Source organism: Nocardia yamanashiensis (assembly GCF_021183565.1).
GTDB lineage: Bacteria > Actinomycetota > Actinomycetes > Mycobacteriales > Mycobacteriaceae > Nocardia > Nocardia yamanashiensis.
On sequence record NZ_CP089226.1, the window covers coordinates 2,930,397 to 2,950,211 of the forward strand.

23 protein-coding genes are annotated in these 19,815 nt (G+C 67.2%); 13 read left to right on the forward strand and 10 right to left on the reverse strand.

All coding sequences use genetic code 11. From position 1 onward, the window contains the following. Positions 1–25 precede the first annotated feature (25 nt). Positions 26–511 carry a hypothetical protein gene (locus LTV02_RS14195; RefSeq protein ID WP_233040446.1) on the forward strand — a complete coding sequence of 162 codons (486 nt, stop codon included), beginning with the start codon at positions 26–28 and terminating at the stop codon, positions 509–511. A 13-nt stretch (positions 512–524) separates the two neighbouring features. Here LTV02_RS14195 and LTV02_RS14200 read toward each other — a convergent pair whose 3' ends face one another. Continuing rightward, on the reverse strand, positions 525–1,169 hold the full coding sequence (locus LTV02_RS14200) for a dihydrofolate reductase family protein (protein WP_233040447.1): 645 nt from the start codon (positions 1,167–1,169) through the stop codon (positions 525–527). A gap of 169 nt (positions 1,170–1,338) precedes the next feature. On the opposite strand from LTV02_RS14200, the gene LTV02_RS14205 reads away from it, so the two are divergent. From LTV02_RS14205 to LTV02_RS14220, 4 genes are all read left to right on the forward strand, one after another. Continuing rightward, on the forward strand, positions 1,339–2,205 hold the full coding sequence (locus tag LTV02_RS14205; RefSeq protein WP_233040448.1) for an SDR family NAD(P)-dependent oxidoreductase: 867 nt from the start codon (positions 1,339–1,341) through the stop codon (positions 2,203–2,205). A gap of 210 nt (positions 2,206–2,415) precedes the next feature. Further along, entirely contained in the window at positions 2,416–3,993 is a 1,578-nt protein-coding gene (locus LTV02_RS14210) for an LVIVD repeat-containing protein (protein ID WP_233040449.1), read from the forward strand. Beyond that, positions 3,990–4,640 carry a DUF305 domain-containing protein gene (locus tag LTV02_RS14215; protein ID WP_233040450.1) on the forward strand — a complete coding sequence of 217 codons (651 nt, stop codon included), beginning with the start codon at positions 3,990–3,992 and terminating at the stop codon, positions 4,638–4,640. Before LTV02_RS14210 ends, LTV02_RS14215 begins: the two co-directional genes overlap by 4 nt. Before the next feature lie 84 nt (positions 4,641–4,724). Next, positions 4,725–5,435 (forward strand): PaaI family thioesterase, encoded by a 711-nt coding sequence (locus LTV02_RS14220; RefSeq protein WP_233040451.1) that lies wholly within the window; start codon positions 4,725–4,727, stop codon positions 5,433–5,435. Between the two features lie 45 nt (positions 5,436–5,480). Here LTV02_RS14220 and LTV02_RS14225 read toward each other — a convergent pair whose 3' ends face one another. After that, positions 5,481–6,080: a TetR/AcrR family transcriptional regulator gene (locus tag LTV02_RS14225; RefSeq protein ID WP_233040452.1), complete on the reverse strand. Its 600-nt coding sequence runs from the start codon at positions 6,078–6,080 to the stop codon at positions 5,481–5,483. A gap of 65 nt (positions 6,081–6,145) precedes the next feature. On the opposite strand from LTV02_RS14225, the gene LTV02_RS14230 reads away from it, so the two are divergent. Continuing rightward, positions 6,146–7,039, forward strand: coding sequence for an oxidoreductase (locus LTV02_RS14230; RefSeq protein ID WP_233040453.1), 894 nt, complete (start codon positions 6,146–6,148; stop codon positions 7,037–7,039). Between the two features lie 16 nt (positions 7,040–7,055). On the opposite strand, the gene LTV02_RS14235 is transcribed toward LTV02_RS14230, so the two are convergent. The 4 genes from LTV02_RS14235 to LTV02_RS14250 form a co-directional block, all read right to left on the reverse strand. Next, positions 7,056–7,604, reverse strand: coding sequence for a DM13 domain-containing protein (locus LTV02_RS14235; protein ID WP_233040454.1), 549 nt, complete (start codon positions 7,602–7,604; stop codon positions 7,056–7,058). Between the two features lie 63 nt (positions 7,605–7,667). After that, positions 7,668–8,957 (reverse strand): acyl-CoA dehydrogenase family protein, encoded by a 1,290-nt coding sequence (locus LTV02_RS14240; protein WP_233040455.1) that lies wholly within the window; start codon positions 8,955–8,957, stop codon positions 7,668–7,670. 10 nt (positions 8,958–8,967) lie between these two features. After that, a complete protein-coding gene (locus LTV02_RS14245; protein WP_233040456.1) occupies positions 8,968–9,597 on the reverse strand; it encodes a TetR/AcrR family transcriptional regulator in 630 nt (209 codons plus the stop codon). Continuing rightward, positions 9,594–10,331 carry an SDR family NAD(P)-dependent oxidoreductase gene (locus tag LTV02_RS14250; protein ID WP_233041576.1) on the reverse strand — a complete coding sequence of 246 codons (738 nt, stop codon included), beginning with the start codon at positions 10,329–10,331 and terminating at the stop codon, positions 9,594–9,596. The genes LTV02_RS14245 and LTV02_RS14250 overlap by 4 nt, the downstream gene beginning before the upstream one ends. 204 nt (positions 10,332–10,535) lie before the next feature. Between LTV02_RS14250 and LTV02_RS14255 the strand changes: the two genes are divergently transcribed. From LTV02_RS14255 to LTV02_RS14265, 3 genes are all read left to right on the forward strand, one after another. Continuing rightward, positions 10,536–12,716: a malate synthase G gene (locus tag LTV02_RS14255; protein WP_233040457.1), complete on the forward strand. Its 2,181-nt coding sequence runs from the start codon at positions 10,536–10,538 to the stop codon at positions 12,714–12,716. A gap of 86 nt (positions 12,717–12,802) precedes the next feature. Beyond that, positions 12,803–13,402 (forward strand): hypothetical protein, encoded by a 600-nt coding sequence (locus LTV02_RS14260; RefSeq protein ID WP_233040458.1) that lies wholly within the window; start codon positions 12,803–12,805, stop codon positions 13,400–13,402. A gap of 317 nt (positions 13,403–13,719) precedes the next feature. Then, entirely contained in the window at positions 13,720–14,247 is a 528-nt protein-coding gene (locus LTV02_RS14265) for a hypothetical protein (protein ID WP_233040459.1), read from the forward strand. A gap of 17 nt (positions 14,248–14,264) precedes the next feature. On the opposite strand, the gene LTV02_RS14270 is transcribed toward LTV02_RS14265, so the two are convergent. The 4 genes from LTV02_RS14270 to LTV02_RS14285 form a co-directional block, all read right to left on the reverse strand. Next, positions 14,265–15,227, reverse strand: coding sequence for an NAD(P)-dependent alcohol dehydrogenase (locus LTV02_RS14270; protein WP_233040460.1), 963 nt, complete (start codon positions 15,225–15,227; stop codon positions 14,265–14,267). Beyond that, the gene (locus tag LTV02_RS14275; RefSeq protein ID WP_233040461.1) at positions 15,227–15,451 is read right to left on the reverse strand and encodes a helix-turn-helix transcriptional regulator; all 225 of its coding nucleotides are present in this window, start codon (positions 15,449–15,451) and stop codon (positions 15,227–15,229) included. Before LTV02_RS14275 ends, LTV02_RS14270 begins: the two co-directional genes overlap by 1 nt. Further along, positions 15,445–15,870, reverse strand: coding sequence for a hypothetical protein (locus tag LTV02_RS14280; RefSeq protein WP_233040462.1), 426 nt, complete (start codon positions 15,868–15,870; stop codon positions 15,445–15,447). Before LTV02_RS14280 ends, LTV02_RS14275 begins: the two co-directional genes overlap by 7 nt. Before the next feature lie 107 nt (positions 15,871–15,977). Beyond that, a complete protein-coding gene (locus LTV02_RS14285) occupies positions 15,978–16,664 on the reverse strand; it encodes a hypothetical protein (protein ID WP_233040463.1) in 687 nt (228 codons plus the stop codon). A 228-nt stretch (positions 16,665–16,892) separates the two neighbouring features. Between LTV02_RS14285 and LTV02_RS14290 the strand changes: the two genes are divergently transcribed. The 4 genes from LTV02_RS14290 to LTV02_RS14305 all read left to right on the forward strand — a co-directional run bounded on the left by LTV02_RS14290 (position 16,893) and on the right by LTV02_RS14305 (position 19,775). Further along, the gene (locus LTV02_RS14290; protein ID WP_157762099.1) at positions 16,893–17,081 is read left to right on the forward strand and encodes a hypothetical protein; all 189 of its coding nucleotides are present in this window, start codon (positions 16,893–16,895) and stop codon (positions 17,079–17,081) included. A gap of 55 nt (positions 17,082–17,136) precedes the next feature. Then, positions 17,137–17,682, forward strand: a complete 546-nt coding sequence (locus LTV02_RS14295; RefSeq protein WP_067710139.1) for an HNH endonuclease — start codon at positions 17,137–17,139, stop codon at positions 17,680–17,682. Between the two features lie 48 nt (positions 17,683–17,730). Continuing rightward, a complete protein-coding gene (locus LTV02_RS14300) occupies positions 17,731–17,997 on the forward strand; it encodes a WhiB family transcriptional regulator (RefSeq protein ID WP_233040464.1) in 267 nt (88 codons plus the stop codon). 104 nt (positions 17,998–18,101) lie between these two features. Next, a complete protein-coding gene (locus LTV02_RS14305) occupies positions 18,102–19,775 on the forward strand; it encodes a VWA domain-containing protein (RefSeq protein WP_233040465.1) in 1,674 nt (557 codons plus the stop codon). The last annotated feature ends 40 nt before the right edge of the window (positions 19,776–19,815 follow it).

Here is a 19,815-nt window from a genome sequence, read left to right on the forward strand (position 1 = left end):
GCGCAATGGGTAAGGAGACGCGTTGATGCGTGGGGTGGGGATCGCGGCGATGGCCGGGACGGTCGCGGCGGCCGCGATGGTCGGGGTGGCGGGGAATTCGGTTGCCAAGGGGGCGGATGGGGCGGCGGCGGATGGGTGTGTCGCCGAGCGGAGTGCGGTGGTGAGTTCGGGGACCGAACCGGGTGGTACTAGCAGTGGGCCGGATGCGATCTTTGCGTTCGAGTACGCCTATTACGTGTTGCGGTCGGGGGTGGCCGCGCGGGCGGTGGTGGCGGCGGATTCGGTGAATGTCGCTCCGGCCGAATGGATTCAGGATGGGATCGATCAGCATCCGAGTGGGAGTCGGTACTGTGTGCGGATCGCGCCCATCCGGAGTGGTGGCGGGTCCGAGGTGTGGGATGTGATGGTGACGCAGCAGTATCCGGATGGGCGTGTTACCGAGTACGCGCAGGAGATCACCACGCGGCGTGGGGAGACGGGGCATCTGATCACCCGGGTCGACAGCAAGTAACAGGGGCGAGTTGCTACTTTCGCCAGAGGAAGTGGTGTACGACTCCGCTCGGGCTGGGGATCTGTTCCAGGTGGTAGCGGTCGGTGACCTCTTCGGGGCCGGTCCACAGGCGTTCGCCGTGGCCGAATTCGACTGGGGCGACGGCGAAGTGCATGGTGTCGATGAGGTCGGCTTCGAGGAAGGCGCGGACGGTGGCCACGCCGCCGCCGATGCGCACGTCCTTGCCGTCGGCGGCTGACAGGGCCTGCTCGAGCGCCTCCTTGGGTGTGGCGTTCAGGAAGTGGAATGTGGTGGCGCCCCGGGTGATCGAGGGGCGGACGTGGTGGGTGAGTACGAACACCGGGGTGCCGAAGGGGGGTTCGTCGCCCCACCAGCCTTCCCATTCGTAGTTCTCCCACGGCCCGCGCTGCGGCCCGAACTTGTTGCGCCCCATGATCTCCGCGCCGATATTGCGATGCCATTCCCGGGTGCAGTAGTCGTCGAGTCCGTAACTGCCGCCGGGTTCGGTGCGGGTGGGCGCGTGCGCGGTAGCACCGGACCAGGAGAACAGCGCGGTGGCGTCGAGATCCCCGAATGGCCGCTCGAAACTCTGATTCGCACCGGCTCCGTAGCCGTCGCTGGACAGATTGAAGTTGTGAACCCGAACCAGTTGCGTCATCGACTACCCCTTCTGGTTGCACTTTGCAATCACTTTCGACCGTACTGAGACTGCCCCGGAAGCGCAACCCGCTGTTGTCCGAAAGTCCCGAATCCGCTAGCCGATCGATAGCGGTCCCCTGGGTAATGTTCTGGATGACAACAGGTCTCACAGGAAGGGGTTCGGCTCGGTGAGCAGGACTTGGTTCATTACGGGCGGGAATCGCGGGATGGGGCGGGCATTCGTGCTGGCCGCGCTGGAGACCGGGGATCGGGTGGTGGCGACGGCGCGGCAGCCGGAGACCATGGCGGACTTGGCCGATGAGCGGTTGCTGGTGTTGCCGCTGGATGTTCGCGATCGGGAGGCCGCGATCGCCGCGGTGGACAAGGCGTTCGCGGCGATGGGGACGATCGATGTGATCGTCAACAATGCCGGGTACGGCCTGGTCGGCGCGATCGAGGAGCTGACCGAGGCGCAGATCCGGGATCAGATGGATACGAACTTCTATGGCGCGCTGTGGGTTTCACAGGCCGCCGTACCGCATCTGCGGGCGCAGGGGTCGGGACACATCGTGCAGATCTCCACGGTCGGGGCCGTCGGGAGTTTGCCGTTGTTCGGGATGTACAACGCGAGCAAGTGGGCCCTGGAAGGCTTCAGCGCCTCCCTGGCGGATGAGCTGCGGCCGTTCGGCATTCACGTGACCATGGCGCAACTGGGCGGGTTCGACACCGATTGGGCCAAGTCGAGCATGAAGTTCGCGACCGGGCTGCCCGCCTATGCCGAACAGCGGTCGGCGATTCTGGGCATGCCGGAGTATCCGACGCCGGCCGATATCGAAGCCGTGTCGGCCGCCGCCGAGGCGACACCCGAGGGCGAGAACGAGTGGGCCGAACCGGCCCCGGAGGTGGGGGCGGCGGAGTTGCTGGCGCTGGTGAACCTGCCGAACCCGCCGGTGCGCAAGGTGATCGGTCCGGGCGCGGCCCAGATGGTGACCATGGCCCTCGACCAGCGTCGCCAGGACTATCTCACCGATCCGGAATTCACCTGGCCGTCCTGACCACTGCGCCGCCCGGCACCCGGTTCAGCAGAACTCCGGACCAACCCGCACGGGCACCGGCCCACAGCACGGTCCGCCAACCTTTCCAGACTCCCTACCGGTCGGTCAGTTCTTGAGTTAGCGTTCCCGAGATGTAACCGCGGCCACGGTCGGTGCCCGCATGTGGGCGCTGTCACGGCCTGACAGCTCGAACGGAACGGGGGTACCGCGGTGCGGCGGTTCTCTGGCATACGGCGGTCCAAACCCGCGGCGGCGGTGACCGCGGCCCTGCTGGCGGCGGCGATGCTGCCGATCGGCGGGGCCTCGGCGGATCTGCAATCCGATCTCACCGACGCGGTGCAGGAATTCTTCGAGGTGGGACGGACTTCCGTGCCCCGGGCCGAATGCGCGGGCGACGCGCTGCCGGAAAGCGGTATGCAGGGCGATGTTCCGGCCGACGATCGCAACAGCGGGCGCAGCACCCTCGGATACCGGTGCAATATCTCGTATGTCGGCGGCTACGTCGGACGCGGAGCCGGCATCACCTCGACCACCTTCGAGCACTGCTCGTACACCGGCACACTGTTCCCGGGCAGCGTGCTGGGACCGTCGCAGGGCGTGACGGTCCTCGATGTCTCGGATCCGGCGAACCCGGTACCCACCGCCACCCTCACCGAACCCGCCATGCTGGCCGGCACCTGGGAATCGCTGAAGGTCAATACCGCGCGAAAACTGCTGGTGGGCACCGGTGTCCCGGTCGGCGAGGGCGCGGGCTACCTGTCGGTCTACGACATCTCCGATTGCGCGCACCCGCGGCTGCTGAACACCGGCGCGGGCACCAACCTGCTGATGCCGCTGCCCATCACCACGCACGAGGGCGGGTTCTCCCCCGACGGCCGCACCTATTGGGCCTCGGGCATCGCGCCCGGTTTCGTGAGCGCGGTCGATCTCACCGATCCCGCCAACCCGCACGTCATCTGGCAGGGCCTGACCGGTATCGAAGCGCACGGCTTCGGCATCAGCCCGGACGGCAATCGCATGTACCTGTCGGCGCTGGGCGGTTTCACCGTCCTGGACATCAGCGCGGTGCAGCGCCGCGACCCGAATCCGCAAGTGCCGCATCTGGGCCGGACCTTCTGGATCGACGGCTTCGCCACCCAGCACAGCATCCCGGTCACCTATGCCGGCAAGCCGTACCTGTTCACCGCGGACGAGGGCGGCGCGGGCGGGGTGAAGCTGATCGATATCGCCGACGAGACCCGGCCCAAGGTGGTCAACAAGATCAAGCTGGAGATCAACCTGCTGGAGAACCAGGATTCGGCGCTGGCCTCGTCCATGGGCGGTTCGGTGTTCTCCTACGACGCCCACTACTGCGCCGCCGACCGCCCGAACGATCCGACCGCGCTGGCCTGCGGCTGGGAGGAATCGGGGATCCGGGTGTTCGACGTGCGGGATCCGTTCGACGTCAAGGAGATCGCCTACTTCAATCCCCCGGCACTCAAGGGCCGCAATCTGGAACTGTGGAACTCCCCGCACGCGCTGGCCTCGCTGATCGGCATCCCGGGCCTGGAGTTCACGTCGGTGGCGCGGGCGATCCTGGAGGGCAAATTCGATCCTTCGCAGGCGCTTTCCTCGCGCAGCGGCATGGTGGCGCTGGGCGATCTGTCCAGCGACTGGTGCTTCGCGCCGCCGGAATGGCACGGCAACCAGCTCTGGACCACCTGCAACGACAACGGATTCATGGTCCTGGAGCTGTCCGGCGAGGTCTACACCCCGCCGGCCGATCAACGCTCCGTGGTGGGTTCGTGACCCGGGCGCGCTGGGCCCGGGCGGCGGGCCTGACGACGCTCGCCGCGCTGCTGGTGCTCGCCGGATTCGTGCTGCGCCCGGCGCTGGTGCCCGAGAGTCACAGCGCGCCTTCGGTTCTCACACCGACCGAGATCGGCTTCGCGGAGGATATGACGGCGCACCACGAACAGGCGCTGCTCATGACGCAGCGCCTGGACGCCGGTGTGGATCCGGCGATCCGGCGGCTGGCCCAGCAGATCGCCGACACCCAGCGCTTGGAGATCGGCACCATGCTGGGCTGGCTGCGGCTGGCCAATGCCTCCCCCACCAACCCGCATCCGATGAACTGGATGCATACCGCGAGCACCACCCACGACCACGCGTCGATGACCACGGCCGCCGCCGAATCCACCCTCATGCCCGGCATGGCCACCCTCGCCGAACTCGACGCGCTGTCGGCGGCGCGGGGCGCGGACGCGGAAACCCAGTTCCTGCAGCTCATGCAACGCCATCATCGCGGCGGCGTCGCCATGGCGCAGGCGGTGGACAAGCTGGTCGAATCGGGCGCGGTGAAGGAAGCGGCGCGCGGCATGATCAGCGGGCAATCCCAGGAAGCGGGCATCATGACCTTGCTGCTGGCCCAGCGCGGTGTGCAGCCGCTGTCCTGAAGTGGGATATCCCACCGGCCCGGATCCGCGCCCGCTGGGTATCGTCGATTGATCGGACCGTGTGGGGAGAGGTTGACGCACAGCATGATCGCGACGGAATCGCTGACCATTCCGGATCACATCCACGGCTACCCGCAGGTGGCCTTCGGTGGTTATGTGGCCGGGGTGCTCGCCGCCCGCACCGGCGCCGAGGCGGTGCGTGTCGATTTCCGGCGCGCGGTCCCGGTCGAAACCCCGTTGCTGCTGTCCGGTTCCACGATCACCGCCGAAGACGGCACGCTCCTCACCGAGGCGGCCCCCGCGGTCCTCGATATCACCGCTCCGCCGCTGCCGTCCTGGTCGGATGCCAAGCGCGCCACCGAAACCGCGCTCTCCTCCCCCGACCGCCGGGTCACCGACTGCTACGGCTGCGGCGTGCGATGCGCACCCGGCCGCGGCCTGCGCCTGTTCCCGTGGCGGGTCCCGCACAGCGATCTCATGGCCGCCGCCTGGACCCCCGACGCGGGCCTGGCCGACGAGAACGGCGAACTCCCGCCCGGCGTGGTGTGGTCGGCGCTGGACTGCCCCGGCGGCATCGCGGCCTGGGCCTTCCAGGGCATGGGCCTCGGCGCGTTCACCGCCGCGCTGACGGCATCGCAATACCGCCCGGTCCTGGCCGGGGCCGAGCACATCGCACACGCCTGGCCGATTCGCCACGAGGGCCGCAAATACACCGTGGGCGTGGCGCTTTCGACCGCCGACGGCGAACTGTGCGCCCTCGCCGAAGCGCTGTGGATCGAACCACGCACCGCCTGAGCACAGCGCGGCGTTCAACGACGTCCTAGAACACCCACCCCGTCATCACTGATCGCGCGGTTGCAATCCCTGCGTCAGCCGGGTGACCGTCTCGTCGAGTAGTTCGTCGATCCCCTCGGGCGGGATCAGTCCCGCCGTGGCGAAGCTGGCGAGGCCCTGGAGTGCGACCGCGACGGTCCAGCCGATGCGCATCGGATCGCCCGCGACGATTTCGCCGCGCTCCTGGGCTTCGGCAGTGAGCCGCACCGGGACCGCGAAGGCTTCCGCCACCGCTGTCGCCATGGCCTCGCCGCCGGTGGGACTGTGCTTGCGCGCGAACATCAGGGTCAGCAGGGCCGAATTGTCCACGGCGAAGCGGAGATACACGCGCGCCAGCTCGCGGAAGCGATCTTCGAACGGCTGCTCGCCGGCGACCGCGCCCCGGAACGCTTCGCCGATCCGCTGGAAACCGTTCAGCGCCAACGCGTCCAGCAGCGCCTGTTTGTCCGGGAAATGGCGACTGGGCGCATTGTGGGTGACCCCGACCTCGCGCGCGAGTTTCCGCAGCGAGAGTTGCTCGACGCCCTGTTCGCGCAATGCCTGTTCGGCGCGTTCGAGGAGTTGTCCACGCAGGTCGCCGTGGTGGTAGGGGCGGTCGGCACACATAGTGCGATCAGCCTAGCAGCATGTGGGCATTGACCACTTTGTGGGCAGTGTCTACATTGGGGAGCATGACGAATTCCCGATGGACAGCACGAGATCTTCCCCGCATGGACGGCCAGACCGTCATCGTGACCGGCGCGAACAGCGGCCTCGGCCTGGTCACCACGCGTGAATTGGCTCGCGTCGGCGCGCACGTGGTGCTCGCGGTGCGGGATGTCCGGCGCGGCGAGGCGGCCGCGCGCGAGGTCGAGGGCAGTACCGAGGTGCGTGAGCTCGATCTGGCGGATCTGGCCTCGATCCGCGCCTTCGCCGAGGGCTGGACCGAGCCGGTCGCCGCGCTGGTCAACAACGCGGGCATCATGATGGTTCCGCACGGGCACACCGCCGATGGTTTCGAGCGCCAGTTCGGCACCAACCATCTCGGGCATTTCGCCCTGACCAATCTGCTGCTGCCGCGGATCACCGATCGGGTGGTCACGGTGTCGTCGCAGGCGCATCGGCGCGGGAGCATCGACCTGAACGACCTGAACTGGAAAGCGCGGCCGTACAACACGGTTGCCGCCTACGGTCAGTCCAAGCTGGCGAATCTGCTGTTCACCCTCGAACTGAGCCGCCGTCTCGAGGCCGCTGGTTCCAAGGTGCGCGCCACGGCCGCCCATCCCGGCTGGTCGGCCACGAATCTGCAGAGCCACACCGAGAATCGCGTGGCGGACCTGGCCATGCGGATCGGCAACCTGGTCCTCGCGCAGCGGCCCGAGGCGGGCGCGCGGCCGACGCTGTACGCGCTCAGCCGGGACATCCCGTCCGACAGCTATGTCGGACCGGACGGGTTCTACGAATACCGTGGACATCCCAAGCTGGTGGGCCGTTCCGCCGCCGCATCCGACGCCGCGACCGCCCGGAAACTGTGGGAGGCTTCCGAAGAACTGACCGGCATCCGGTTCCCGCTGCCCGCGAACTGATTTCGCCAGGCCGGGCCTAGGCGGCGCGCAGTTCCGCCGCCCCGAACGACACATTGAATCGATCGCACCAGATCGAAAGACTGTGCAGCGCTGTCAGATCGGTATCGACGGGAATATCGTAGTTCTGATTCCCCTTGTTGCCCTTGAGCTTCCCCAGATCCAGGTGCTGCCCGTCGTCGAAGACGCCCCACCCGTCCTTGCCCGCGAGCACCGCGGCATCGCTCAGAAACACGTGCAACGCCGGACCGTCCGAGGTGTCGAGGTTCTCGAGCCGCAGCACCCGGGTGCGGTCGGCGAGTTCCAGCACCGACACCGTTCCGGTCGTCTCGTGCTCATGCGAGATCAGGGTTCCCGTGTAGAGCGTCCGCGGGTAGCTGACCGCCGGCGCACCCGCGGGCGCGGCCGTCGTCGTGACCGCGACCGTCGGCAGCGCTTCATCGACCGTGGTGCTGGTGAACAACCGCCACGGCTGGAACAGCGCCAGCCCGATGACCACGGCGACCACCGCCAGCCCGGTCAGCGTCCACACGACCGGCTTGGGTGCGATCCTTCGGAGGGGAGCCATGCTCGAATATTCGCAGCTCCGAACCCCTCCGGCCAGGGGATCGCACCCATGGTCAGGCTTTCGTCAGAGGTTGCCGACGGTGTGTTCGAGCCGCTCGGCCACCAGTTCGCGCGCCTTCTCCCGCAGGAAGGGACGGAATCCGCTGGGGTACACCGGGTCGCCGGGCGCGTAGGTCTTGAGCACCTCCTTGGCGAGGGTGATCTTGTGGACCTCGGTGGGCCCATCCGCGATGGCCATGACCTGCGCGTAGTTCATCATGTCCACGAACGGCAGATCGGTACTGACGCCGATGGCGCCGTGCAGGTGCATGGCGCGCTGGGCGATATCGTGCATGACCTTCGGCATGGCCACCTTGATGGCGGCGATATCGTGGCGCACCTTGCGGTAGTCCTGTTCCTTGTCGATGCGCCAGGCGGTGCGCAGCACCAGCAGCCGGAACTGCTCCATCTCGATCCAGGCTTCGGCGATCTTCTCCTGGGTCATCTGCAGCCCGCCGAGCACGCCCTTGCGCATGGGCCGGGAGACGGCGCGCTCGCACATCATGTCGAAGGCCTTGCGCACCATGGCGACCGTGCGCATGGCGTGGTGCACGCGACCGCCGCCGAGGCGGGTCTGGGCGACGATGAACCCGAGACCCTCCGCGCCCAGCAGGGCATCGGCGGGTACGCGGACATCGGTGAAGCGCAGGTGCCCTTCGTTCTCGCTGAAGCCCGGAACGGTGAAGTTCCGGACGATCTCGAGACCGGGCGCGTCGGCGGGCACGATGAACATCGACAGCCGCTTGTGCGGTTCGGCGTCCGGGTCGGTGACCACCATGACGATGTGGAAGCTGGCGAACTCGGCCGCCGAGTTGAACCACTTCTCCCCGTTGATGACCCAGTCGTCGCCGTCGCGCACGGCCCGGGTCTTGAACGCGGTCGGATCGGAACCGCCGGTCGGCTCGGTCATGACGTAGCAGGAGCCGATCTCACCGTCGAGCAAGGGCTGCAGGTATTTCGCCTTCTGCTCCGGGGTGCCGAAGTGGGCGAGGATCTCGGCATTGCCGGAATCCGGCGCCTGACAGCCGAAGACGAGCGGCGCCCACTTGGAGGTGCCGATGACCTCGTTCAGCAGCGCCAGCTTGACCTGCCCGTATCCGGGACCTCCCAGTTCGGGGCCGAGGTGGCAGGCCCACAGCCCCTGCTCTTTCACCTTCTCCTGCAACGGCTTCATCAGCGCCCGGATCTCCGGGTTCTTGCGGTCGTAGGGTTCCGGGTAGAGCAGGTCCAGGGGTTCCACCTCGGTGCGGACGAACTCCGCGACCCAGTCCAGCTTCCGCTGGTATTCCGGATCGGTTTCGAAATCCCAAGCCATGGTCAGCCTTTCACTTGTTCGGGGTCGTGGCGACGCCGTCGAGGATGGTGGTGATGAGAATGCCGGCGATCTGTTCGGGGGTGTGCTCGCCGTCGGGGCGATACCAGCGGCTGACCATGTTCAGCATGGCCACGATGCTGTTGGTGACGACGTGATCGCCGGTGCGCAGCACGCCGGCGGCGACGCCCTCGTCGAAGACGCGCTGCCAGGTCCGCTGAATGCCGTCGCGCAGCACCTGCAGATCGGCTTCGCGTTCGGCGGTGAGCGCCCCGGCGTCGCGCAGCGCGATGGTGACCTCGTGCTGATGCTCGAGAATCAGCCGGACGTGATCGCGAATCAGGGTGCGCAGCTTGGCCATCGGCTCGGCGTCGCTGTCGGCGACCGCGGCGGCGGCATCGAACATGATCTGCGTGTAGTTGCGCCGGATCTGGAAGAGCAGTTCTTCCTTGGAGCCGATGTGGTAGTACAGCGCGCCGCGCTGGATGCCCGCCCGGTCGCCGATGTCCGCGACGCTGGTGGCGTGAAATCCCTTCTCCGCGAACAGTTCCATGGCCGCGCGCACGATGCGTTCGCGGGTCTCCCCGGGATTCACCTCCGAGGCGGGCGGACGGCCGCGCCGCCGCACGGGTTGCGCGGTCACCGCCAGCCGCCGTCGAGGGCGAGGGTGGAGCCGGTGCAGAACGCGGAGGCGTCGGAGGCGAAGAACAGTGCGGCCCCGACGATGTCGGCGGGCTGGCCGATGCGCCGCAGCGCATTGCCGTTCGCGAGGAACTGCCGCATCTCCTCCGGCCAGGCCTTGGCGATATCGGTGTCGAAGGCCCCGCAGCGAATGGTGTTGACCCGCACCGCCGGCCCGTAGGTCTGCGCGAGCCCGCCGCTCAGCGTTTCCAGCGCCGCCTTGGCCGCCGCGTAGGGCACGGCGAGGGGTTCGGGCCGCACGGCTTCGATGGAGGAGATATTGATGATCGATCCGCCGCCGGCCGCCGCCATCCGGGCTCCGATGAGCGCCGAGAGCCGGAACGGTCCCTTCAGGTTGGTGGCGACGATCTTGTCGAACATGGACTCGGTGACCTGATCCAGGCTCGGGTACAGCAGCGACATCCCGGCATTGTTGACCAGCACGTCGACCCGCCCGAATTCCGTGTAAGCGGCCTCGGCCAGCTGATCGCACTGCTCCCAGACCCCGACATTGCAGGCCACCGGCAGCGCGCGCCGCCCGAACTTCTCCCGCACTTCCGCGGCCAGTTCCGCGCAGCTGTCCAGCTTGCGGCTGGCGATGACCACGTCCGCGCCGGAGGCCGCGAAGGCCAGGACCATCTCGCGCCCGAGCCCGCGACTGCCGCCGGTGACCACAACGACCTTGCCGGACAACACATCTGCCATGACTGGCTCCTCGCCACCGCTCCGCACGCTTAATGTTCCACGCAGTACATTAAATGTACCGCACGGAACATTCAAGGGTCCGAGCCCGAATGGCGTGGGTCACTCGAGCCGGGTGCCGTGACAGCCCACCTGGTACCCGCGAGTAACATGACAGGCGTACTTTTTCCACCCGGCTTCTCGAAATGAGGCATGTAGATGACAGAGCGGATCCAGGTCGGCGGGCTTCAGGTTGCCAAGGTGCTTCACGATTTCGTGGAGAACGAGGCCCTTCCCGGCACCGGCGTAGATTCCGCCGCGTTCTGGTCGGGTGCCGAGGCTGTTATCAACGACCTCGCCCCCCGCAACCGCGCACTGCTGGCGGAACGCGACGACATCCAGGCCAAGATCGACGAGTGGCACCGTGCCAACCCCGGCACCGGCTACGACAAGGCTGCCTACAAGCAGTTCCTGTCCGAGATCGGCTACCTGCGCCCCGAACCGGCCGACTTCCAGATCGGTACCGAGAACGTGGACGCCGAAATCGCCACCCAGGCCGGCCCGCAGCTGGTCGTGCCGGTCATGAACGCCCGCTTCGCGATCAATGCCGCGAACGCCCGCTGGGGTTCGCTGTACGACGCGCTGTACGGCACCGACGCCATCTCCGAGGCGGGCGGCGCCGAGAAGGGCAAGGGCTACAACAAGGTCCGCGGTGACAAGGTCATCGAATGGGCGCGCAACTTCCTCGACGACGCGGTGCCGCTGATCACCGGCTCGCACGTCGGCTCCACCAAGTACTCGATCGAGGACGGCGAGCTCGTGGTCGGGCTCGAGGACGGCACCGAGATCGGCCTGGCCGACAATGACGCGCTCGTCGGCTACCTGGGCGATCCGGCGAACCCGACCTCGATCCTGCTCAAGCACAACGGTCTTCACATCGAGATCCAGATCGATCCGTCCTCCCCCATCGGCTCCACCGACACCGCCGGCGTCAAGGACCTGGTGCTCGAGTCCGCGGTCACCACCATCATGGACTTCGAGGACTCGGTCGCGGCCGTGGACGCCGAGGACAAGGTGCTCTGCTACCACAACTGGCTGGGCCTGATGAAGGGCGATCTGGCCGAAGAGGTCGCCAAGGGCGGCAAGACCTTCACCCGCACCATGAACCCGGACCGCGTCTACACCGCGCTCGACGGTTCCGACCTGGTGCTGCACGGCCGTTCGCTGCTGTTCGTGCGCAATGTGGGTCACCTGATGACCTCCGACGCCATCATCGACGCCGAGGGCAACGAGGTGCCCGAGGGCATCATGGACGGCCTGATCACCGTCCTGATCGCCAAGCACGCGCTCAACGGCGACACCAAGCTCAAGAACACCCGCACCGGCTCCATCTACATCGTGAAGCCGAAGATGCACGGCCCCGACGAAGTCGCCTTCACCAACGAGCTGTTCGGCCGCATCGAGCAGGCGCTCGACCTGCCGGTCAACACGCTCAAGGTCGGCATCATGGACGAGGAGCGCCGCACCACCGTCAACCTGAAGGCGTCCATCCACGCCGCCAAGGACCGCGTGGTGTTCATCAACACCGGCTTCCTCGACCGCACCGGCGACGAGATCCACACCTCCATGGAGGCCGGGCCCATGGTCCGCAAGGCCGAGATGAAGTCGCAGCAGTGGATCAAGTCCTACGAGGACTTCAATGTCGACACCGGCATCGCCACCGGCCTGCCCGGCAAGGCGCAGATCGGCAAGGGCATGTGGGCCATGCCCGACCTGATGGCCGAGATGCTGGTCCAGAAGATCGGCCACCCCAAGGCCGGCGCCAACACCGCCTGGGTGCCCTCGCCCACCGCCGCCACCCTGCACGCCACCCACTACCACCTGGTGGACGTGTTCAAGCGGCAGGCCGAGATCGCCAAGGCCGGTCCCCGCGCCACCGTCGACGAGATCCTCGAGATCCCGCTGGCCCAGGACACAAACTGGACCGCCGAGGAGAAGCAGCAGGAGCTGGACAACAACTCCCAGGGCATCCTCGGCTACGTGGTGCGCTGGATCGACCAGGGCGTCGGCTGCTCCAAGGTGCCCGACATCAAGGACATCGGCCTGATGGAAGACCGTGCCACCCTGCGCATCTCGTCGCAGCTGGTCGCCAACTGGCTGCGCCACGGCGTCGTCACCGAGGACGAGGTCATCGCCTCGCTGCAGCGCATGGCCCCCGTGGTGGACCGCCAGAACGCCGGAGACGCGAGCTACTTCGCGATGGCTCCGAACTTCGACGCCTCCATCGCCTTCCAGGCCGCCAAGGAGCTGGTGCTCGAGGGCACCAAGCAGCCCAACGGTTACACCGAGCCGATCCTGCACCGCCGCCGCCGCGAGGCCAAGGCGCTCAAGTGCCTGTGAGGCACGCCGGATAGGTTGCGCTACACGGGAATCCCCGGTCGATATGAATTCGACCGGGGATTCCCCTTTCGGGGAGGATGACACACGTGAGTTACTACCCAGCGCCCGGCACACAGCCGGTCCGGCGGATTCCCAAGACCTGGCTGACGTTCATGATCGCGACCACCGGGCTGTTCGGGCTGTGCTGTCTCGGCGTGCTGTGGGGATTCGCGGCCAAGGGCGGCAACGACGTTCTGGTGCTCGTGTACAGCGGCGGCGGCATCGTGGTGCTCGGCATCGCCTGGCTGGCGCTGGCGATCACCGGGATCGCCGCCTATCGCCGTTTCGTGCTCGCGACCATCGTGCCCGCGATGCTGGTCATGGTGGGCGCGCTGGTGCTGCTGGGCATTCCCGGCAAGGTCGGCTGGGCGCTCACCAAACCGGCGTTGGAACGCGCGGCGGCGAGCTGCGCCAAGACCGACCACGCCGGGCGAATCGGGTTGTACACCTTCAACTATGTGCGACCCGAGGGCGACGGCGGCTGCTCGTTCACCCTCGACGGCGCACTGCTGGGCCCCGACGGTTACGCCCTGTTCCCCGGCACGCCGCCACAGAGTGCCAAAGCCGGCGCCGGGTCGGGCACCGACTACACCCGGTACGACGGCAACTGGTTCACCTTCGACAACTTCGTCGAATCCTGGGTGTGAAACGAACCTGCTCCGCTACTCTGCCGGGCGATAGCCACCCCGCAAGTGAGGATTTCCCATGGGTTCTACCGCCCTCGATGTCGTCAACCTGATCGTCGCCCGCGTCAACGCCGCCTGGTCCTGGGCGTCCACCGGATCGTCCGGGTCGATACCGCTCTGATCGGCACGCCGGACAGGTTGCCGGACAAGGGGATCCCCGGTCGAATAAGCACTCGACCGGGGATTCCCGTATCGGCAGGATGGCGGGGGTGAGCTATCGTCCGCCGCCTTATGCCGCCCCGGCTCGACGCCCGGCGCCACCGGGCTGGATTGCGGCGATGGCCGTCACCAGCGGGTTCATCGTGTTGTGCTGCCTGTGGTTGTTGTGGGCGTTCAGTTCGAACGACAATCGGGCGGGCGCGTTCTTCCTGGGTGGGTTCGGGGCGGTTGTATTGGGCGTGGGCTGGGTGGTGCTGGCCGCGATCGGCATCGACAGATACCGCGCGTTCATGCTCGCGGCAATCGTGCCCGGGGTGGTGGTGACGACGCTGATCCTGTTGCTCTCGGGTCTCGCGGGCAAGATCGGATGGGCGTTCAGCAAGCCGGCGATGGACCGGGCTGCCGTGCACTGCAGCGTCACCGCCGACGCCGGGCGGATCGGGCTGTTCGATATCGGTGCCGTGCACCCGGTCGGTGACGGCGGCTGCTCCTTTGCATTGAGGAATCAGGGATTCGGCCATGACGGCTACGCGTATTTCCCGCGGGCGGCTCCGGCGAATCCCGGTCGTGGCGAACCGGGTACCCGATACAAGCGCTACGACGGCAACTGGTTCACCTACGACGACACCTTCGAAAGCTGGGTGTGAAACCAGGTTCCGAATTGTCAGGAGACCGCGATGGCGATCTTGCCCTGCGGCCGGCCGGTGACCAGATAGTCGATGGCGGCGGCCGCGTCGGCCAGAGGGTAGGTGCGGTCGATGACCGGTAGCACCGCGCCCGCCTCCGCGACTTCAGCAAGCAGGGCGAGGATTTCGGGATCTGCCAGGGACAGCAGGGCGCGTAGATGCTGGCGGACAAAAGGATTCAGGAGTACCGCGCGTAGGGAGCGGTCGGTGCCGCCCATCCAGCGGCCGCCGTCCTCGCCGCCGCCCAGCACCAAGGTGCCGGTGGGGGTCAGCAGGGCGCGGACCTCGGACAGGGGGCGGTTGCCTGCCATATCGAGGACGAGATCGTAAGTGCCGGTGAGGGGTTCACGGGTGTAGTCGATGACGGTGTCCGCGCCTAGCTTCCGTACGAACTCCACTTTGCCGGTGCTGCAGACGCCGGTGACGTGCGCGCCGTAGTACTTGGCCAGTTGCACGGCGAGGTGGCCGACGCCGCCGCCCGCGCCGATGATCAGCACGCGCTGGCCGGCCTGGATTCGCCCGCTGTCGCGTAGCCCCGCCACCGCGGTCATGCCGGAGGTCGGTAAGGTCGCTGCCTGTTCGAAGCTCACGTTCTCCGGTTTCGCGTGCAGGTTCTTCTCTGCCGCACAGGCGAATTCGGCGAAAGAGCCGGGGACCGTGCCGAATACGGCATCGCCCGGCTGGAATCGGGTCACGCCCTCCCCTACCGCCTCGACGATGCCCGCCGCATCCCAGCCCCGAATTTTCAAGCGCGGCTTGCGAATACCGAGTGCCAGCCGTCCGACCAGCGGCAGACCGGTCATGAGATGCCAGACGCTGGGGTCCATCCCGGCGACTCGCACCCGCACCAGTACTTCGCCCTTGCCCGGCGCCGGAGTCGGCACCTCGGCATAGGACAGTGCGGCGGTAGTTCCGTACGCGGACTGCACGATAGCCTTCATCACTCTTCTACTTCCGGATACTCGAATACGTCATCCAGCGGCACACGGAACACCCGCGCGATCTGGAACGCCATCTCCAGCGACGGCGAATACTTGCCCTGTTCGATGGCGTTCACGGTCTGCCGGGTGACTCCGAGCCGATCGGCCAGCTCGGCCTGCGTCATCTCGCCGTGCGAGAACCGCAGCGCCCGAATGTTATTGGTGACATTCGTCGGTTTCACCACGGCCAGAACCCGCGCTGATATGCGGCGATCTTGGTCATCGCGGCGAACACGGCGGAGAGCGTGAAGCCCAGGTACAGCACGTTCGCGATCCAGAAACTGCCCCGATCGGCCAGGGCGAGCGCGAGCGCGCCCAGCGCCCCGATCACCACGAACGCGTTCCCGACCCGCTCGCCTTCCTTGTCGATCTGCCGATCCCGCTGATCCCGGCGATCGCCGTCCCGCGACGCGATCGACACCACGATGGCGCCCACGATCGACACCGCGATGGAGACCCCCACCGCCCACAACATCGGTGCCACATAGGCAACCTCGGTCAGCGCCGAATCTCGCGCCCGCACAAGCACTATCGCGATGTAGACGGCGTAGGACACCATCGCCACGATCCCGAGAATCCAGGTTCGCTTCTCCTCGTAGGACATGCCATCAGAGTAAAGAAAACAAGACATGAAGTAAATAATCTTTTACATCCAGCGGGTCCCCGATCCACTGATCCGCGGACAACGGGGACCGCGCACCCTTCCGGCTTCTACCTCCCCTGCAGCGGGGAGTTGATGGTGGTGAAGTACTGTGCCGCAGCCAGAATCGCTACCGGTGCGGTGATGAACAGCTGACCCGCGAGGGTGCCCAGGAACCCGATGACGCTGAGCCCGGCGATGCATCCGGCGATCGCGCCCGGCAGCGCGCCGAACATCGCGGAGAGCGCACCCGTCAGCACCGCCCCGGTCGCCCCGCCGAGCAGACAGCCGACGCCCGCACCGGTGATCCCGCCGACCAGGGTGCCGATGGTCGCACCGGTACTGATGGTGGTGGCCATGCGATTCCAGGCGGCCTGCTCACGCTCGTACTCGGACTTCCAGGGCGCTTGGTTCTCGTACGGCAGGGCGATGGGCCGGTACGTGGCGTGCGCCGGCTCGAACCGCGGGGTCAGGGTGGCGGTCCGGCCGGAGATATCGGCGGCGATCGGAAAGACGAAATCGTCCACCCGGAAAGACAATTCGGCGCCCGCGAGCACCGTCCCGTCGGCCGCCTCGATCCGGAACACACCGTCCCGCACCCGCAGGGCCCCGGCGTCGGTGTGGATGATCATCGAGCTCTCGGTATCGGTCGCGGTGTAGTGCACCGCTTCCGCGGCGGCCCCGGCCGGACCGGCGGTCGCCACGGCGCCGCCGAGCGCGGCGGCGAGCAGTACGGACGTCGCTGCAAGGTTCCTCATCGCGCTTCTCTCTCGTCGTGGCTCCGCGGTGGAGCCCCGGGAATCGACGCAGCAACCCTGGCCCGCCGGCCGCGCGCCGACGGCGAGCAGTGAAGAGTCGATTCGACCGATCGACACGGACTATCGCCCTGTGGCGTGCGTCAACCCGGGAACAATCCGGCGTGGTGGCTCGTTGTCACCTAGTCCCCGAAAAAAATGACCCGACAACGGCATGTCCGTTGTGTCACCATGAGTTTCGACGATGATCAACCGACCGTATCGGTCGTGACCAGCAGGAAGGAGGAGACGGCAGTGAATCCGGTGAACCCAGTACAGCATCCGATGTCGATGGGACGGCGCGCACTTCTCGCCAGCGGTATCGAGCGCGGCGAACGCGACTGCGACCGGTTCGACGACCGTCTCCAGGCGCTCGCGTAAGCCGCGCACCTTCTGTTCCTTTCTGCTTCTCTTCTCACGAAACATGGTGAATCCCATGCAGTTCCGTCATGCCGAAGACCCGGAGATACACAACGACAACTGGATGAACCTCGGGGTGCTGGTGCTCAACGCCTCCTACGAGGCGCTGACCGAGATCCGGGCCGAACGCGCGGTGGTGCTGCTGCTCAGCGGCGGGGCCGAGCCGGTCACCGATCGGCAGCCGTACTTCCCGATCCGTTCCAAGCGGCTCGAGCTGGCGCTGCCGGAAACCATTCGGCTCACCCGCTACGTATACCTCGAGCACCGGATCCTGACGCACGACGACAACAGTCGCGCCACCCTCGCCGCGGTGCTGCGGCGTGATCGATACCGCTGTGGGTATTGCAGCGGCTGGGCGCGCACCGTGGACCACATTCGGCCGCGTTCGCGGGGTGGGCCGAATACCTGGGCCAACCTGATCGCGGCCTGCGGGCCGTGCAATACCACCAAGGCGGACCGGACTCCCGAGGAGGCCGGGATGCGCCTGCTGTGGGAGCCCAAGGCGCCCAATGACAGAGAGAAGAAGCAGCGGCAGATCTGGAAGGAACTCGCCGCGTCCTGACACCCCTCCCATCACCTGCGTGATCGGACACGAAAGGAGTTAGATCCGATGACGAACATTGCACTGCGGGAGCCGACCCTGGCGGATCTGCTCCCCATCTCCGACTCGAAGGATTACTGGCAGCACGCCGCGTGCAAGGGCGATCCGAACCACGAGGCGTGGTTCCCGTACCCCTCGCAGGATTTCGACTACGCGCGAAACATCTGCGCCGGCTGCCCGATTCGCCGCGAATGCGGTGAATTCGCGACTCGGACCAGCCAGTCCGGCGTGTGGGGCGGGCACGAATACGACCGCGGCAAGCTGATCCGCGACTGAACAGAGCCGGCCGGTGGTGTCCGAGAGTTCGGACATCCCGGTCGGCTTTCGCGTTACTCCCTGGTACAGGTGGGTCGCACCGCCTCCCCATAAACTGGTCGATCGTGGGTACTCATCGCGCCGCGGGCGGGTCACGAGGTGTCAGCAAAGGACCGGTTATCGCGATTGTCGCGGTCATCGTCCTAGCGCTCGCCGTCGTCGGCTGGGCCTGGCTGCAAGAACGTTCGAAGGATCGTGACAACGCGGCCGCCGCGGCCTGCGTAGAAGGCACCGCCACCCTGAATGTCACCGTCGATCCCGATATCGCCGGCCCGGTGAAGTCAGCCGCCGACCGCTTCAACGACACCAAGCCGCACGTGCGCGATCATTGCGCCCAGGTCGTGGTGAACGCCCAGCCAACCGCCGCCATGATCACCACCTTCACCGCGAACAAGTGGGATCCGGCCCTGGGCGCCCAGCCCGGCCTCTGGATTCCGGAATCCTCGCGCTCGATCGAGCTCATGCGGGTGCCCGGTCTCATCGCCGGCACCCCGGCCCCGATCGCCTCCAGCCCGATCGCCCTGGCCGTCCCCGACGATCTGCGCCGCGCCCTCGAGGCCGCCCAGGTGCACTGGGCCGATCTGCCGAAATTCCAGCAGGGCTCGCTCGCCGACATCGGCCTGGCCCCCTGGGGCAAACTCCGCCTGGCCCTGCCCGCCGGCGATGCCACTCTCGCGGTGACGAGCGCGGTCGGCTCGGGCGTCTCGGGCACCGACCCCCTGGACGAGAACGCCGCCAAATCCGGCCAGGTCATCTCCGCGATCTCGAATCTCGCGGCGGGCGCGCCCGCGGTCAAGGACGCCGCCACCGCCCTGACCGATCTGGCCACCGCCGCCGACCAGGCCACCGCCCCGGTGCACGCGGTCCCCGACACCGAGCAGCAGATCCGTTCCCGCAACGGCCTGACCGCCTTCCGCCCGGCCGGCAACGGCCCGGTCGCCGATTTCCCGGCCGCCCAGCTCACCGGCTCCTGGGTCGACGCCACCCAGAACCTGGTCGCGGGCCTGTTCGCCGACTTCCTGCGCGCCCCGGAACAGTCGAAGTTGTTCACCGACAGCGGTTTCGGTGCCGCTCCCCCGGCCGCCGCCACCGTCCCCGGCAAGGCCGCGCTCACCCAGGTGCAGCAGGTGCTGAGCAATCCGGTGCTGGGCGTGAATTCCACGGTGCTGCTGGATATCTCGTCGTCGATGGGCACCCAGGACGGCATCATGACCCGCCTCGCCAATTCCCTCGCGGCCCTGCAATCCACCATGACGGTGATGCCGGCCGACTTCGGCATGGGCGTGTGGACGTATGCCAAGAACGTGGACGGCGCCAACCCCTACCGTGTGCTCGCCCCGACCGCGCCGCTCACCACCGACCAGCGCAATACTCTCGGCCAGGCGCTGTCCACGGTCACCCCGTCGCCGTCCAAGACCGACCGCACCTATCCGACGCTGGAGGCCGCCTACCAGGCAGCGGTCGCCGGTTACGCCTCGGCGCGCACCAATTCGGTGCTGCTCATCACCGACGGACCGGATGACGATTCCACCATCACCGGCGATCAGCTGCTCGCCGATATCGCCGCCGCGGGCGACCCGGCGCGCCCGGTGAAGGTGAACGTCATCGTGATCGGCGGCGGCGGCACCCAAACCCTGCAAACCCTGGCCCAGCGCACCGGCGGCACCTTCACCAAGGTCTCCACCACGGACGATCTGGCCTACGGCACCGCGGTCAACAAGGCGTTGACCACACCCTGACAACGGCTCGGCGACACGAGCATTACGGTGTCACCGCGAG